The sequence below is a fragment of the Arthrobacter caoxuetaonis genome, assembly GCF_023921125.1.
Lineage (GTDB): Bacteria > Actinomycetota > Actinomycetes > Actinomycetales > Micrococcaceae > Arthrobacter_B > Arthrobacter_B caoxuetaonis.
In genome coordinates this window covers 266459-283566 of sequence record NZ_CP099467.1, presented here as the reverse complement: position 1 = coordinate 283566, position 17108 = coordinate 266459, and the positions used below count along the sequence as shown (strand labels likewise).

Annotated in this window: 13 protein-coding genes; all 13 read left to right on the top strand. The window is 65.9% G+C overall.

The window, feature by feature from the left end; genetic code table 11:
* The first annotated feature begins 145 nt into the window (after positions 1-145).
* The 13 genes from NF551_RS18300 (at position 146) to NF551_RS18240 (ending at position 17098) form a co-directional block, all read left to right on the top strand.
* Positions 146-3295 carry a hypothetical protein gene (locus NF551_RS18300; RefSeq protein WP_227897436.1) on the top strand — a complete coding sequence of 1050 codons (3150 nt, stop codon included), beginning with the start codon at positions 146-148 and terminating at the stop codon, positions 3293-3295.
* Between the two features lie 548 nt (positions 3296-3843).
* On the top strand, positions 3844-5670 hold the full coding sequence (locus NF551_RS18295; protein WP_227897437.1) for a RecB family exonuclease: 1827 nt from the start codon (positions 3844-3846) through the stop codon (positions 5668-5670).
* A gap of 44 nt (positions 5671-5714) precedes the next feature.
* Positions 5715-6227, top strand: coding sequence for a hypothetical protein (locus NF551_RS18290; RefSeq protein WP_227897438.1), 513 nt, complete (start codon positions 5715-5717; stop codon positions 6225-6227).
* A gap of 123 nt (positions 6228-6350) precedes the next feature.
* Entirely contained in the window at positions 6351-6968 is a 618-nt protein-coding gene (locus tag NF551_RS18285) for a hypothetical protein (RefSeq protein ID WP_227897439.1), read from the top strand.
* Positions 6969-6989: 21 nt separating this feature from the next.
* A complete protein-coding gene (locus tag NF551_RS18280; protein ID WP_227897440.1) occupies positions 6990-8084 on the top strand; it encodes a hypothetical protein in 1095 nt (364 codons plus the stop codon).
* Between the two features lie 3 nt (positions 8085-8087).
* Positions 8088-10601 (top strand): ATP-binding protein, encoded by a 2514-nt coding sequence (locus NF551_RS18275; RefSeq protein WP_227897441.1) that lies wholly within the window; start codon positions 8088-8090, stop codon positions 10599-10601.
* A gap of 201 nt (positions 10602-10802) precedes the next feature.
* Positions 10803-11966, top strand: a complete 1164-nt coding sequence (locus NF551_RS18270) for a hypothetical protein (RefSeq protein ID WP_227897442.1) — start codon at positions 10803-10805, stop codon at positions 11964-11966.
* Positions 11963-12346, top strand: a complete 384-nt coding sequence (locus NF551_RS18265; RefSeq protein WP_227897443.1) for a hypothetical protein — start codon at positions 11963-11965, stop codon at positions 12344-12346. The genes NF551_RS18270 and NF551_RS18265 overlap by 4 nt, the downstream gene beginning before the upstream one ends.
* A gap of 101 nt (positions 12347-12447) precedes the next feature.
* Positions 12448-14703, top strand: a complete 2256-nt coding sequence (locus NF551_RS18260) for an ATP-dependent DNA helicase (RefSeq protein ID WP_227897444.1) — start codon at positions 12448-12450, stop codon at positions 14701-14703.
* An 81-nt stretch (positions 14704-14784) separates the two neighbouring features.
* Positions 14785-15084, top strand: coding sequence for a glutaredoxin domain-containing protein (locus NF551_RS18255; protein ID WP_227897445.1), 300 nt, complete (start codon positions 14785-14787; stop codon positions 15082-15084).
* A gap of 104 nt (positions 15085-15188) precedes the next feature.
* On the top strand, positions 15189-16037 hold the full coding sequence (locus NF551_RS18250) for a helicase associated domain-containing protein (RefSeq protein WP_227897446.1): 849 nt from the start codon (positions 15189-15191) through the stop codon (positions 16035-16037).
* A complete protein-coding gene (locus NF551_RS18245) occupies positions 16037-16504 on the top strand; it encodes a helicase associated domain-containing protein (RefSeq protein WP_227897447.1) in 468 nt (155 codons plus the stop codon). Before NF551_RS18250 ends, NF551_RS18245 begins: the two co-directional genes overlap by 1 nt.
* A gap of 18 nt (positions 16505-16522) precedes the next feature.
* Complete coding sequence (locus tag NF551_RS18240) at positions 16523-17098, top strand: hypothetical protein (protein ID WP_227897448.1); 576 nt, start codon at positions 16523-16525, stop codon at positions 17096-17098.
* Positions 17099-17108: the final 10 nt, after the last annotated feature.

Sequence of the window (17108 nt, the reverse complement as noted above, 5' to 3'; positions counted from 1 at the left end):
AACGTGTTCAAAAATGTGTTCGGCCCCTCTTTGGCGTTCCCGGCCCTGCCAACTGAACCAACTAAGCCAACCGAAAAACGGACCTCTGCAGGTTCGCCGGCCAATAGTTGTCAGCCGTCAGCGCCCGGGACGCATAGAGATAAATATGGAACAGAATACAGAGACCGGACAGACGACCCAGGCAGCAGAAACCGGCGCCGGGGATAACGGGTCCGCAGCAGCACCGAAGTCCGCCCCCAGCCTCAGCGGCGTGAACTTCACCATCCCGGACCTCCCTTCCTGGGAACCCGAAGACTACTACTCCCACATTGCCGGCTCCGGCGCAGAGAAGCTCGCCGACTCCGGTGTCGCCCCGCTTGTGGCAGCAGCCCGCGGCTACAAGCGCATCGACCACACCAACTTCGCCGCAGAGCTCAAGGCCATGAACGTGAAGCCGACGACCGACCAGGGCCGCCGCTGGAAGTCATCGCTGAGCACACCCGGCAAGGACGCCATGCAGATGCCGTGGTACTCCATCGCCAGCCTGCAGGTGGCTGAACGGCGCAAGGAAGCGCTGATCCCGCTCACCTACCAGCTGCGCCCCGAGTTCCCTTCCACGAACAAGGCCGGCAAGCCGATGAAGTACGAGTTCGTCAAGGACGCCATCACCCCGCTGGACCTGCACCCGGCCACCCCGGTCTCCTGGATCGACACGACCCCGGTCGTCATGTTCGCCGAAGGGATGCTCAAGGGCGACGCCGCCCTGTCCGCGTACCTGCGTGCCAGCGGTGCCACCTGGGATGAGCTGCGCTCCGAAGGCGTAGCCGACCCGCGGGCTGCCCTGAAGGCCCTGCTGGAACGCATCCCCGAAGAGGACCGCGTTCTCATCATCTCCATTGCCGGGATCCACAACGCGCACCAGCACCCGATGGACTGGCGCGAAATCGCCCTCAAGGACCGCATCGGCTGGATCGCGTTCGACGCCGACCTCTCCGTGAACCCGCACGTCCACGCTGCCGCCAAGAAACTCTTCCTGCAGCTGGACGAAAAGTCCAAGATGTCCCAGGTCCTGTTCCTGAACCCGGAAATCAACTCCGGCGACAACGGTGAAATGGCCAAGGCCGGCGTGGATGACTACCTCGCCAAGGTCGGCACCTGGCCGGACCTGATTGCCCAGCTGAGCCCGAACATGCCCGCGGCACCGGCACGCAGCGAGGATGAGCGTCCGGGCAACTGGCGCGTCTCCAAGGACGGCATGTCCGTGGAGGAATGCGTGGCCATCAACGACGGTCCCGGCGGCACCGTGGGCCGCTACGAGTGGCGCACCCAGGTCGACCTCGGCGGGCGCGTGGTCAGCCTCGAATCCGTCCGCCAGCCCACAGACCAGGAGCTGCGCACCGGCCTGTTCAACCCGCGGGTCCAGCCGGCCGACATCGAAGACTCCCAGGTGGAGATCGAGGTCAGCTGGGCAGGCCCCGGCGGCACCGAGCAGAAGGCCCTCGTGACCGGACCGGAAATCATCCTGAACTACACGCCGGGCGAATGGATCCGCCACAAGGCCGTCGTACCGCGTGAACTGCTGCTGCACGGCTCCTGGCCTCCGCGCGCCCAGAAGGGTGAGAACTGGCTGACGGCCATCAAGAACAACCGCACCGAGGAAATCGTCTTCAAGACCAAGTGGATGCAGATGGGCTGGGTGCCCGTCGAAGGCGGCGACCCCGTCTTCCTCATCGGCGACCAGGTCATCGGCGACGCGGACCTGAGCACCGCCGTCTGCGGTGTGGATGACCGCAAGGTGCCCGTTGCCCAGCACTACGGTGTCGGAGACCTCGTGGACGGCGACTACGACGACGAGGCGTACCGCCAGCTCGTGCGTGAAGACTTCCAGAAGATCATCGACGCGTACATCGCCTCCAAGGCCTGGACCGAAGATGCCACCGCGGCACTGACCCTGGCCGTGGCCCTGCGCCCGACGATCCCGCTGCGCCCGCGCGCCTCCATTTACCTGTGGGGCCCCAAGGGCAAGGGCAAGTCCTGGACCGCCCAGTGCATGATGTACTTCTGGGCCCGGAAGAAGACCGACTGGCTCGACAAGCTGCCCGGCCAGGCCAAGGACACCGCGGCCGCCATCGAGAACGCCCTGGCGTACACGCCTATCTGGGTGATTGACGATATGGCACCCTCGTCGGTGAAGCGCCAGGCAGAGCAGGAAGACGCCAAGCTCTCGGACATGACCCGCGCCATCTTCAACAACGCCGGCAAGGGCCGCATGAACGCGGACATGACGGCCCGGAAGACGAACAAGCCGATGACCCAGCTCATCATGACGGCCGAGAACGAGCTGACCACCCCGTCAGCCAAGGAACGCCTGATCCCGGTCTTCATCGGCCCGGGCAAGCTGAACCCGTCCAAGGACGCCACCGACCGGATCAATAAGATGGCCCGGCTCGACGGCGCCCAGGCACGCTTCACCTCCCACGTTCTGCGCTACATCCGCCGCTCGGCGATCAACACGCTCGGCGGCTGGGAAGCGTACATGTCGGGCCTTGAAGAGAAGCGCATCCAGGTCCAGAACACTGCCGGCACGATCATGAAGAAGCTCGGTGCCGCCTCCGGCTCCCTGGAGCGCACGACGACGCTGGCCGCCGATGTGCTGATCACCTTCGAGATCCTCAAGCAGCTCGCCCAGGAACTGGATATGGGTTCGGACGTCATCAAGATGTTCGGCGTCAACCAGCTCGGCGGGGAGATCATCAACCTGGTCAACAAGGCGCACGCTGCCAACCAGCAGGCAGCCCCGGGCCTGTCCCTGATCCGCGCGCTGTCGGCACTTCTGGCCTCCGGTGCAGCCCACGTCATCTCCGGTGACGACCCCAACCGTCCGCCGATCGAAGGCACCGACAGCGGGGAATCCCTGGCCAATGCCGGTCTGGGCTGGATGGGCGGATCCAGTGACGGAAGCATGCGCCCGGGAGGCAACTCCATCGGCACCGTCATCACGGCCACCGACCCGGACGGCATCCCGCGCAAGGTCATCCTCTTTGACCTGCACACGGCGTTCTCCAAGGCGCAGGCAGCCTACCCGGTCCTGATTCCCTACGGCCAGGGAACGGGCTCGGCCTGGGCTTCCGTGTGGGATGAAGGCCTCGCCGTGGACTACCTGCCGCGGTCCCGGAACAACTCGGGAACGGTCCTGAACACGGTCCGCCGGGCTGTGGGAAGCCGCCGCATCTCCGGTGTTCCCGTGGAGGTGGATGTCATCCTGCGCGGCGGATCGGCCTCCGATGAGGTCCAGGAACTCCAGGAAGCGGCCTAGCAGGCACTGCTTCGGCATGGGAAGGGCTCCGTCGATTCCGGCGGGGTCCTTCCCGGTTTGGGGGGTACGGGAGCAGCCTGCCGCTGCAGCTTTCGAGGGCTGGAGACGCAAAAACGGCCGAAAACGGGTTCCGGACGCGTATCAGCCGACCTTCTGGCGACCAAAAACACCCCTCCTGCCAACCGGCACCAGGGTGAGGAACCCCCGTTTTGCCCCGGAATCCCGCGGATTTTTCGATCTCTGCCAACTAAACCAACTCTGCCAACCGGTTAAGTACGCACTTAGAAGGGAGAGGGGTATATATATACCGCGAACAGGGAAGGCCTTATATATAAGGCCCCCTTATATATATAACTCTCTTAACAGGTTGGTTTAGTTGGTTGTATATAGGGGACCCCCTATTTTGCCCCTAGATTCCGGGGATTTTCCCTGCCAACCGAGTTCCCGGTTTTAGTTGGCAGACGGTTGGATCCGGTTGGCAGCGGGTCGGCAGGCGGTTGGCGGCAAAAAGTTGTCACCCATCAGCGTTTACGGCGCATAGAAACAATATGACCACTATTACGCTGAAGCCTCCGCTGCTGCGCGACAAGGTCGCCTGGGACGGCAAGAAGCTCGTCGTCACCGATGACAGCCTCATCGAGAGCAGCCTGCGCCGCGAAGCGCTGTCCGCCTCGACGTCCAAGTCCATGCAGTCGTGCGCTGCGCGCTGGGTGGGGGAGCGCCTGCTGCGCAGCGAGGATGAAGACCCGTTCGCGCCTGCACCGCTGGGCACCAGCGCCCACGCTGTCCTCGAAGACCTCTATGCCCTGCCAGGCCACCGCCGCACCATGCGCGAGGCCGAGAAGATCACCATTGGCTACGCCGACAAGATGTGGGCCGACGACCCTGCGGCCTCAGACGCGGTACGTGCCGCGGTGAAGATCGCGCGCGCCCGCTGGATCACCGAGGTGAAGGCCGCCTACGAGGGCATCTTCGTCATTGAGGATCCCAAGGCCATCGAAGTCGTGGGCCGTGAGCACCAGGTCAAGGGGATCGAGGTCAACGGGGTGCCCATCATCGGGTACATCGACCGCATCTCGGAGGCGACCGTCAACGGCGTCACCGGCCTGGTCCCGGAGGACTACAAATCCGGCAAGGTGCTCAACACGTACTTCGGCGACGACCACGGAGACCAGCTGCGCATCTACGCCGCGGCCATCCACGTCGAATTCGGTGAGAAGCCGGTCGGCGCGAAGGTGCTGTACACGAAGTTCGGCAAGTCCCGTGACATCGACCTGTCCCAGCGCGCGATGGACAAGACGCTGAAGGTCTTCGCCCTGTCCTGGAAGCGCCACAACAACTACATGAAGTCCCAGGCGTTTCCCACGAAGGTCTCGGCCCTGTGCGGCTGGTGCCCGCTGGTGAACTCCTGCCCGGTCGCCAAGGCCGAAGGCAAGACCGTCTCCCCGAAGGTCGCAGACCAGATCCCCTCGGCAACAGACCTGGGTATCCCCACCCTGCGCCCGGGCATCGCCGCCCCGGTGCCGGCCGCTGCCGCAGACCGCATTGACGACGACTCCAACGACTCCGTCACGTTCTTCGCCCCCGACGAGGACGACCACCCGGAGGAGGCCGCCGCGCTGGGGAGAGCTTCAGAGGCTGCCGCACACATAGGGATTAGCGGGCAGAGCCCGGACGCACTCTCGAAAGAGGAACACATGGCAATACTTGAAGGTAAGCCCTGGGACACGTACACCAAGAACGGTGAACTGAACCCGATCTCCTACACCGCTATCGGTGTCTTCGGCATCGCTGAAATGGCGCTCGAAGCCCTCCACAAGTCCGGGCAGCCGCTGACCGGCAAGAACGTCAAGGCGCTGGCCGCAACGTTCCGCCACATCATCGTCACCGCACAGGACGAATGGACCGGCTCCACCTCGATGGCCGACGCCGCCAACACCCGCCTCCGCGGTGCGCTGCGCTCCGTTGTCGAAACCCTGCCCATGCCGTTCGGTGAGCCGAAGGAAGCCTGGGACTCCTGGGTAGCCAAGGCCACCAAGCGGTGCTCGTCCATCGTGTCCGTCGCCCACTACGTCTTTGAAGGCGTCGAGGACGACGAGCCGTGGAACGCCCTGGCCTCCGGTCCGGCCCTGAGCGTTGTCCCCGACGCCGAACCCGCCGAAGAGGAGCCTGCCGCCGAAGCTGAAGAGCCGGCACCGGCACCTGCGGCCCGCAAGACACGTCCTGCACGCCGTGCCGTGAAGCCGGTTCCTGCCGCCGAAGAGGACGAAGCGGACGAGTTCGCCGAAGAGACCAAGCCGAAGCCGAAGATCAGCGCCGAGGACCTTGAGTTCCCGGCTGACGACGAAGAAGACGACTTCGCCTACGGCGCCTAAGCCCTACCCGCCACCACCAGCGCCACCACAACGAAAGAAGAATCATGGCCCTTGACACCAAAGAGCGCAACGAGATCATTCTCGCGGCAGTGAACATGGCCGGCCCGGTCGGAGACGACCTGCCGGAATGGAACAGCCGGGTCCGCGCCAACACGAAGAAGCTCACGATCATGCTCGGTGAGAACTCCAACCTGGCGAAGATCATCGACATGGTCAAGGGGTGCAAGATTTTCTCCGGCACCATCCTGCACGTAGCGAAGGAGAAGTCCTCCAAGCGCGGCTTCGTCGGCCTGAAAACCACTCCGTCGAAGTTCAACGCTGACGGCATCGAGTCTGTCCGCACCGAAATCATGGAGGACAACCCGGAGGTCCTGGCCTTCTGCCGCCAGCTGCGCAGCCTTGAAGGCCACCGCGTGCTGGTGTGGGTGGAAATGCAGACCAACGAGGATGCCACCCGCAAGTTCCGCATCCTCCAGCACGTCGAGGACCTGGGCCTGGACCCGGACTACGACGCTGATGAAGCCAAGGAACTGACACTGGCGAAGCTGCGCAAGTAGCGGACCCGCCCCCGAAAGCCCCTCCTGCCCCGTTCGGCAGGAGGGGTTTTCTGCGTCCTGCAGCCGTCACCGCCGCGTCTACGCATGTCCTTGGACAGATCAGATCTACAAGGAGATGCACCCATGAGCGAGAGCCCGTACACCAACGGCTACGGCTTCAATCCGGCACCGCTGGACGAACTGCCCGAGCTGGACGAGAACTACACCGACGGCGCGGCAGAGGAGACCGCCGAAGCGGACCTGGAAATCGACGGGCTGGACGCCGACACGGCAGAAACCGCCGAGAACGGTGCCGGCCGCGCACGCACCGCTGCCAAGCCCGCCTCCCCGAAGGCCTCCTTCCGCCGCGTGGCAGCCAAGGCCCTGGAAGTCAATGAAGCTTCCGCCACCACTCGCGCCGTTGCCGCCGTGCTGACCGGATCCACCGAGGACGTCGCAGACCTCACTGCAGCGATCATGACCGCCCCGCGCGGCGCCGCAGCGGCACTGGCTGACCTGGACGAAGTCATCGACGCCCTGGCCACCCGCCCGTGGGAAGCAGGCGTCATTGCCGCCTCCATGGACCGCACCCGCCTGAAGGCCGTCTGGGGCCTCCTGCACGCCCTGGAAGCCGTGGATACCCCCGCACCTCCGGCACGCGCTGACAAGGCCGGCCTGGGTGTCGTACGGGCTGCCAACGAACTGGGCGACGAGCAGAAGGCTGAGCTGGTCACGGCTGCCGAACTGCTCAAGCGCTCCTAGCACCCGACCCAGAAGGCAGACATGGCCCGCAAGACACGAAACACCGCACCCCAGGATCAGTTCTGGCTGGAAGGCGTCGAGGAACTGCCCCGCGCAGACATCGAATTCATCGACAAGACCAGCAAGCGGATGAAGTTCAACCGGATGTTCATCTACACGACCATCGGACTGATGCCGGTCTCGCTGCTTGCGAACATTGCCATGCTGCCCAAGGTCCTCGAAGAGGAGCCGCCCCCGCCGGCGGTCGCCCAGAGCGTCAGCTCGCCGACGAAGGCTGTGGCCATGACGGCGGTGGAGAACTGGCTGAACGCCGACCCTTCACCGCTGCCCGGCGGCCGGCTCCTCTCCTGGGACGGTGCCGAAGTACAGGCAGAACCGTCCATCGTGACGAACCCGGACACCGGGCAGACCACCGAAAACCAGGGCCTGCAGCTGCACACGATGACCATCGTGACCTCCGGCGGCTCGCTCTACACCACGCAGGTGCAGGTCGCCTACAACGAGATCCGCGGAGCCCAGGTCATGGGCAAGCCGGCCCTCATCCCGCGCGCCCCGGACGAAACCACCGCGTGGCCGAACCTGAGCGCATGGCCCAACCTTGTCCAGGCGACCAAGACGGACGAAATCAGCCAGGCCGTCGAGGCTTGGGTTGGCGCCTTCACCTCCGGTGACCCCAACGTGCTGCGCCTGGCCGTCGGCGACACTGCAGCCAACCGCTCGTACGTTCCGCTCGTAGGTGCCGCAGCCAGCGACATTCGGGTCAACCTTGTCGCCTCCGAGCCCATGGCACCGGACGCCGACGGATCCGAACGCCCCGCCACCGTCGTCGCCCAGATCGAATTCAAGATCAAGTGGGCCAACCAGGAAGTAACCCGCGGCCAGGCGCTCTCCAGCGTCACCTACGACGTGCTCATCGAGAACGCCGACACGGCTGCACCAAAGGTCGTCGCATGGGGTGGAGCGGGCACCGGCGAAGAGCTCAAGCCGTACGCGAACGCCGTCGAGGGCCGCAAGATCACCTCCGGCGCCATCCAGACGGACGAAGGGGCCGCCGCCAGCGCGAAGGCCGCCGAACCCGCACCTCCCGCAGACGCGAAGAAAGACTCAGGTAAGTAACCCATGGCCAGGAAACCCGCCGCACAGGCACCCCTGATCGACGTCTCCGTACCGACCATGCTCCGCACCCGCCTGCCCGACGGCCGGCTCCTGGGCGTGGACGGGTCGGTCTGGCTGATCCGCCGCGTCCCCCTGGAACCGGTCGTTGACGCCAAGAGCATTGATGAGCGCCTGAGCGTCTTCACCCCGCTGATCGCCGCCTACGATGAGCTGTCCGCCATGACCCCCGTAACGGTGACCCGCCGGGCCATGGCTCGGAAGGACTACCGGCAGACGCAGCTGCTCATGGTGAACCTGAACCGGCTCTTCAATCCGACCGGCCACCCGCTGGCGTCCTTCCTGAAGAAGTCCTTCCCGGCCCAGATCACCGAGAAGCGCATGCTTTTCCTGGCCGTGAAGCTCGTCTCGAAAGTCGGCGGAAACGGCGGGCTGAAGGCTGCCATCGAATCGGTCACCGAAACTCTCACCGTGGGCGGATCCCCGCTCTCGGACTACGACGTCGACCTGAAGAAGGTGGACGCCGCCCTGGCCCGCTGCGGCTTGACGACCCCCAGCTCCGAAGAGCTCTCCATCGCCAACTCGTGGTGGAACCAGGGCCACTTCCCGGACACCGTGGAACTGCCCCACTCGGACCACCTGCACGTCTTCTCCGACGCGAAGGCCGTCCGCATGGCCGATGACGCGGACCGGACCAACTGCCACGAATGGCCCGAAATCCCCAACCACCGGACCTTGACGTTCGCCACCCTGGAGGACTTCGAGTTCGACTTCATCGCACCCACGGACCCGAACGCCCACTGGGCCACCGGGCTGCTGGACGATGACGCGGTCGCCATCTCCATCCGCGCCGGCATCGAACCGTCCAAGATCACCCGCGCCGAACTGCGTCGCCAGCGCAAGCGGTACATGGACGACATCCGCGAACGCGTGGAGCAGCACAAAATGGAGCGCGCCGAGCAGGACGAAATGCTCCAGACCCTCGAGGACGTCGAAGGCGTCTACGGCTCCAACGGCGGCTCCCCGACCCTCGTGGACGCTTCCGTGCTGATCGCGTTCGACGGTGAAGTCGAGGACATCACCCAGGCCGGCGGGAACTCCCAGGCGAACCTGCGGATCATGAACTTCCGCCAGCGCCAGGCCCTTGCCGAAATGATGCTCTGTTCCTACATCCGGGCGAACCCGAACCTGCACGACCTGCCATCCCAGACGGTCGCGTGCTCGGGCATACAGTCGCTCTCCACGGTCGGTGACAAGACCGGTGCCCTGCTGGGCTTCACCGAACGCGACAAGCAGCCGGCGTACGTGTCCCCGACGGCGGCGTCCACCGCTGACGGCCTGCCCATCTTCCTGAACGTGGGCGGCACCGGTTCCGGCAAGTCCCAGGTGATGCTCTGGAAGGCCGTGCAGTACGCGCTCATGGGCGGACCCCAGGTGGTCATTGACCCGAAAACCGGGTCGGACCACAGTCCCACGGTTCTTGCCGCCGGCGGGCAGGTCAGCTCCCTTGATGATCTGGCGAACTCCGACGGCGTGTTCGACCCGATCCGCTTCTCCCTGCGCCCTGAAGTGGGCGTGGAAATGGCGGCGTCCATGCTTTCGGCCATCGACCCGTGGGGCGGCAACGCGGCACGGTTCGAAGTCGCCGTGTACAACGCCCTGTCCTACGGTGTCGCCCACGGCGCCCAGTGCGTCGGGCAGGCCCTGCACATCGCCCATGATGCCGGGAAGGCCTCCGATGACCTGGTCCGCCCGGTCTTCGAGCTCGCCGATTCCTCCCCGATGTTCCGTGCCTGTGTCGGCATGAACCCCAAAACCAAGGGGCTGCGCATCCACGACGGCATCACCCTCATCAAGGTCGGCGACTCCCACCTGGACCTTCCCGAACCCGGTGCCATCGGCCAGGCGACCCTGATGCAGCGCGTCTGCCTGGCACTGGTGCGCATGATGGTCTTCGGTTCCGCCATGGCACTGACCGGCCGCGGCGGGGCAATCCACCTCGATGAGGCCTGGGTGTTCTTGGGCGCCGGCAAGTCCGAGGTTGAGCGTCTTGGCCGTCTGGCCCGTTCCCAGAACGTGCTTCCGGAGCTGTACACCCAGCGCGTCTCCGATGCCCTGAAGGCGGAACTGACCGGCTACATCTCCCGCGGACTCATACTGCCCATCGAGGATGCGACCGAGGCCCGTGCTGCCTGCCAGCTGTTCAAGCTCGATCCGACACCGGAGCGCATGGCCCGCATTACGGCCAAGGCGGAGATCGGCGACGGCGAATCGGTGGCCCTGAACTGGAACTCCATGAAGGCCCTGCGTGATCCCAACGATCCGGGCCGGCGCGTGCTGCGCGGTGCGGTAGGCATCTATGCCGATCTTGCCGGCCGTGCCGTGCCCGTGGAGATCGTCCTGCCGAAGTCCTTCCTGGCCCTGTCCTCCACCAGCCCGGAGGACATCAAACGCCGCGAGGAGGCAGCCCTGCAGCGGGAGCTGGAGCGCCGGCAGGAAGCGGCCCTGGCCGTCATCTAAGTGCCCTCAGCAGGGTCCGGAACCCCGGACCCTGCACGGGTGCGGTGACATTCAACACCTGTGCCGCACACATAGGTGATGTGGACCGGGAGCCGGTTCAGCAAGGCACCGGCAGGGCAATCGCCCCGGTGCCTGGAATGTGTTGCAGAACACACCCCTGAACTGGGTACATTCTCGGGGTCAGCCGCACACATAGCTCATGTGCAGCAGCAAACGATAACCACAGACTCCATTTGCCGGGATGTACTTCAGCAGTACGCCGACGGCACCATCGAAGACACCGCTGCCCGACAGCAGATCGCAGCAGCCCTCTACGCTTCAGGCATCGCCCGGGCAGTAGCCTGCGAGAAGACTGTCCTGGACCCGCAGGTACGCGCCGACCTCCAGGCCGAAATGGAAGAGCTTCTCTTCCGCAAGGTCATGCAGGGCGCTCCCGGAGGGTTCAACCTTGAACTTGCACTGAACACCTCGGCCGTCGCATGGGCCCGCCAGCTCCTGCGGTCCTCGCGCTCCTCGCTGATGCGCAACATCCACGTCCGCACCGGCGCCAAGGTCGACCTCGTGGACCCGGTCCCTGACAAGACTAAGTACACGGACACCCCGCCCCCGGCATCCCACACCGTCTTCCACTCCGCGTCCGTCGACGGCAGCGCCGAAGCCGACCCGGAAGGTGAAACGTTTACTGACGCCGCCGACTGGCTCCGCTCCAAGCAGCGCCACCTGCGCGACAGCTCCAAGCTGTCCGCCTCCGCAGCGTCCATCATGCACGGCTACCGTGTACCGGCCGCCGCACGCCCTCCGCTTGTTGAACGCAAGCGGTTGAAGGCAATGGTTGACGCCTGCCCTGAGCTGGCCCACCGTTCCGTCTGCGCCATGCGCGCCCTGATCGAATCCGAGCCGTACCCGTACACGGTCGATGAAGGCCTGCTCGCCCTGTGGGACAACTGCTCCTTCGACCAGATGGACGCCATCGCCAGCGCACCCGCAAAGGTTGCCCAGGTCCTCGTGGACGCTGCCGTCTCCGACCGTGCCCGCCCCTCCCGCAACGTCCTGCGCCTCTTCCAGGCCAGCGTCCGCGCCCTGGGAACCGGCAAGGGCTGGGCCCGGCTGGCAGCAGAGACCTGCGAAACGTTCATCGCCCTGGAGTTCGAGGCGTACTCATCCTTCGACACCACCGGGGCCGAGTACCGCGACGAACGCCTCGCCGGACGCCGCATCACCGTCCTGAAGTCCCCGGAGGTCTTCGCCCGCGTCCTGGCCCACCCCGGACAGCGCCTGGGCATGACCGAGAACGACATTTACGAACAGCTGGACCGGCTGATCACCACCATGACCGAATTCGACGTTAAGGCCCCCGCCGCATGAGCTTCTCCCTGAAAACCCTTTCACCCGGCTGGAAGAAGGCCCTCGGATGGGTCCTCGCCGCCGCCGTGTCCATCGCCCACATCCAGATCCTGTTCCGGATCCAGATGCCCGAAGATCATTTCCTCTGGATGTACCCGCTCCTGCTGGCCGTCCCGGCGATCGTGAGCACCATCCTGCTTCCGGGCGAAATCCGGCACTGGTACCGGTGGGCGGCCATCATCGGCCTGTCCTTCAGCGTGTACGTCGAAGCGCTCCCGCTGGTCCTGGCCATCGGCGGCACCTACGCACTGCACCAGGCCTGGGCGGTCGAACGCACCCTGCCGGTGGGGGACCTCATCCGCTTCCGCCGCTCACCGAAGCTGGCCGAAGCCGCCGCGTAACCCCCAGCACGCCAGCGGGTGCCGGCACTACCGGCACCCGCCCCCGGACATCCACACAGCACGGCCCTCCGGCCAGGCCCACCAACCGCTAAGGCACACCAATGACCACCATGATGAAGACCCTGACCGAAGCAGTGAGGATCGCCACCGGAATCCCCGACGCCATGCCGCGTCCCGGCCAGGCCACCCTGACCGAACACATCGAAGAAGCCATCAAGACGACCGGGCACGTTGTCGGCGTCGCGCCCACGGGCCTTGGCAAATCCCTGTCCCTGCTCGCCCCTGCCATGGTGGCCGCCGCCGAACTGGGCCAGCGGACCATCATCAGCACCGAATCCCTGTCCCTGCAGGCGCAGATCATCGACAAGGACGCACCCAACGCCGCCGCCGCCTGCGAAAAGGTCACCGGCACCCGCCCCGACGTCGCCCTCCTCAAAGGGTTCTCCAACTACCTGTGCCTGGCAGCGGTGCGCGACACCGCCGAAGCCGTCACCGGAACCGCCGGCGCGCGCCTGACCACACCCGAACTGCGCTCCAAGCTCGCCGCCCTGCCCAAGACCGGCAACGCACAGCTGGACGGGCGTCCCTTCGACCTGGCCAAAGGCGTCCCCCTGCTCATCTGGGCCCTGTCGCTGAAGGAAGGCGACCCGGGGGACAAGCAGTCCTTTGACGGCGACCTGACCAACGAGCTGTGGAACGCAGTGTCCGTCGGACCCGGCGAATGCATCGGCGACAGCTGCCCCGTCTTTGAGTACTGCAAGCCCAAGAAGGCACGCGCCAAGGCAGCCGAAGCGGACATCGTCGTCACCAACCATTCGATGCTCGCCGTCCAGGCCGCCAAGGGTGTCCCCGTCCTTGTCGGCAACAAGAACCTGGGCGAGTTCCACATCATCATGGTCGACGAAGCACACGCCCTGCCCGAGAATGTCCGCAACGCCGGCGCCAGCGAAGTCTCCGTCGCCACCGTCACCGGCCTCGCCCGGTCCATCACCCGCGTCCTGGACGAGATGGACCCCCGGGTGGAGCGCCTCGTGAAGGAAGGCAAGGCGCTGGCCCTGGAACTTAACGAGGAGCTCGCCACCCTTGGCCGCGGCACCAAGTCCGGTGAAGTCCGCAAGATCACCGAGAACGAAGACCCGGTCGAAGCCACCGGAGACATGATGATCGGCTGGGCCAAGTCGGTGAAGGGCGCCCTTGAAGTGCCCTCCAGCTCCCCGAACACCAAGATCCGCCTCGCAGCCAAACGCCTGACCGGCCGCATGGACACCTTCATCGCCAACATTTCCGCCGTGAAGCTCCACAAGACCGGCGTCGCCCGCTGGATCGAGATGAAGAGCCCGCCCAAGGATGCCCGGAACCAGACCCCGTACTGGGCTGCCAGTTCCTCACCGGTGAACGTCGGCGGCATGCTCCAGGCGAACCTGTGGACCGCCCCGATGCTGCCCGACGAGGAAGATCCCATTGTCCAGGCCATGAAGGAGGCCGGAGAGCCGGTTGAAGAGGAAACCGGCACGTACCCGATGACCGTTATCGCCGTCTCCGCGACCCTCCCGGGACGCTTCGGATACCAGGCGGGCATGACGGCAGAGAACGTGAGCTACCCGAGCCCGTTCGATAAGGCCTACGGGTCCTCGCTGCTCTACATTCCCAAGCTGGCCGGCCCCGAACTCCAGGAGCTCTACCCCGGCTGGGCTCCCGGACGCAGGGCCCGTTTCGACGCGCGCCTGCATGAAGGATGGGCTGCCCGGAAGAACGTTGAGCTCGTCGAAGCGTCCCTGGGACGTGCCCTGATCCTCTCGGCCAAATCCTCATCGGGGGAGCGGTACGCGAAGGAGCTGCGCGCCGCCGCCAAAGGCCGCTGGAAGGTCTACTCCCAGTGGGACGGCCAGTCCACCCGCTACCTGATGAGCGCATGGCGCGACGACGAACATGCCGTGCTGGTGGGAACCAAGTCCCTCATGACCGGCGTGGACGCTCCCGGGCGCACCTGCTCCCTCGTGACCGTGGACCGCATCCCCCGGCAGGCCGGCAACCCGGTAGGGGATGCCCGTGTCGAGGCGCTCATGGAGGCACTGCAGACCGACAAATGGTCCGCTGACCGCCTCGTGTACGTCGCCGAAGCTGCACTGCTCCTGGAGCAGGCTGCAGGACGGCTCATCCGCTCCATGGGAGACGTCGGTATGTTCGCCGTCCTGGATCCGCGGTTCCTGAAGACCGGACCGGTCAGCTACCCGGAGCCGACCCGCCGCATCTACAAGAAGGCCGTCGAGCGGTTCCTGCGCGTTACCACCAGCCACAAGGCGGCCATCGAATTCCTCGAAGGACTCGAAACGGGCGACCTCGGACTGGCCGCCTGATCACTTCCGGCCCCTGCCGCACACAGTCCCTTTACCCGCATGCCCCCCCGCGGCCTCCGCCGCCCCAGATGAAAGGCACCCATGTCTCTGAAAACCATCTCCCTGTATTCCAAGCCCACCGGCTGCCAGCAGTGCATCGCCATGAAGCGGTCCCTGAACAAGACGGGCGTTGAATACCACGTCATAGACGCCACCACCGATGAGGCCAGGGAACTGCTCGCGGGGCTTGGCTTCATGCAGGCACCGGTCACGCTCGTCCACGACGCTGACGGGAACCTCATCGACTCCTTCTCCGGCTTCCGCCCGGACAAGATCGAAGCGTTCACCGAGGATCCGCTGGTGCCCCGGGTGACCAAGGACACCGCCCTCTCCAACGCTTAACACCAACAACAGAGGCCCCGCTTCCGACAGTGGAAACGGGGCCTCCCGGCTGTCCGGGAACATTTCCTGCCGCCCGTGACGCCTTCCGACGCATAGAAGATAGTGTGACCACTTTAGATTTGCCGACCGCCCAGGGACGGAACACCGACGCCCCGATGGCGCGCGCCGCGGTGGAGTTCACCCGCAGCCATGGGCGGCTTCCTGGGGCCGGCGAACCGGAGCTGCACACCTGGCTGGAGCGCAAGCGCCGGGCAGCACGCAAAGGGCAGCTGAACGCCCAGCTGGGCGCCTGGCTGGACGAGAACCTCCCCGGGTGGGCCAACAGCCGTGAAGACCGCTGGAAGGCCAGCCTGGCCGCCGCTGTCGCCGCCCGCACCGCCGGTGAAAGCCCCGACCGGGCCACCCGCACCTGGCTGGGAACCCAGCGCCGTGCCGCCGCCTCAGGGAAGCTGGCACCCGAACGCCGCAGGGCACTCCAGGACGCCTTCGGCGGCTGGCTCGAAACACCTCCGCGTCGTATGGCCACGTGGGATGAGCGCGCCGATGACGTCACCGACTTCGTGGACCTCCACGGGCGGCTCCCTTCCCTGACCGGACGAGATGACGAAGTGTCCCTTGCACGATGGCTGACCCACCAGCGGGCCAAGGCGCGCGCCGGCAAGCTCGCCAGCTCCCGGATGAACCGCCTCGACAAGGACGCACCGGGCTGGCTTCCCCTCGCAGAAGGACGCGACTTCCCGTGGCAGACCAAGGCGCGGGCCCTGGCCGGATTCGTCGCCGGCACCGGCCGCTGGCCCGTCCCTTCCGTCCCCGCAGAAGCAGCCCTCGCCGCATGGGCACGCTCCCAGCGCAGCGCCCACCGCACCGGCCGGCTCACCGCTGAACGGGCAGGGCATCTTGAAGCCATCCCCGGGTGGCCCGACGCCGCGATAGCCAAAGGAGGGACCATCTGATGCTCGATGAACGCAGGATGCTCCCGGCTGTCGCCGACTTCTACGAAACGAACCACCGCTGGCCCTCGGCCGTCACCAGCTCCGACTACGAACGCTCCCTTGGCCAGTGGCTGAACCGGCAGCGCGTCGCCCTGGCCTCCGGGGCCATGGATGATTTCCGCCGGGCTGCACTGGACCAGGCCATCCCCGGATGGGAAGCGGATCCCGACGGCATCTGGCTGGACCGGGCACGGGAAGCCTCAACGTTCCTGCTGACCAGCCGCGCCGTCCCCTCTGCTGCCTCGTCCCAGTACAACGAACGGATGATCGCCCTGTGGCTGGCCTGCCAGCAGTCCCTGCACCGTGCAGGACGCCTGCGTGAAGGCCGGTTCCGGTGGCTCCAGGAGCACTGCCCCGGCTGGATGCGTACCCCGGCGAAAACCCTCACCAAAAAGACCTCCGGCCCCGCCGGCACCCTGAACGCCTAGACCCCCGAGAAGGCACCATTGAGCACACCACCGAACAGCGCCGGGAACTTCGAGTCCCAGGCATCCGAAGCCTGCACCGTCATCGCCGAAGGCCTTGCACCCTATGCCTCCCCTGAAGCTCTGGAATCCTTCAGGGCTGCCGCGGAAGCATCGGGGGATACCGTCGATGAGTCCCTGCCGCACCTGCAGGAACTGCTGCGCCTCACGGTTGAGCATCTGAGCCTGCGGCGCCCCGGCATCGACACCTCCGGTGCCCTGCAGCGCCTCGCGGACGGGGAGGCCGCCCCGGAGGACATTGACCAGCTGCACATGAACACCCTGACGGAGCCTATCGCCTACGTCCTGGACGGCGACTGGGACTTCCCGGCCAGCCCCGGCCTTGCCGTCGCACTTTACGTCCAGGGCAACCCTGAGATCGACCGTGACGTGGTCGACGCGGCACTCGGGAAGCTGACCGCGTTCCTCAACGACCCTGAGGGGCTTCAGGCACGTCCGGCCCCTCTCCGGAGCATCCTCATCGTCACCGACGGAGAGGTATCCGAACTGGGTTCTGCAGAGGGACCCGGGGACGGTTTCGGATACAAGGCGGCATGACCCTGCGGTG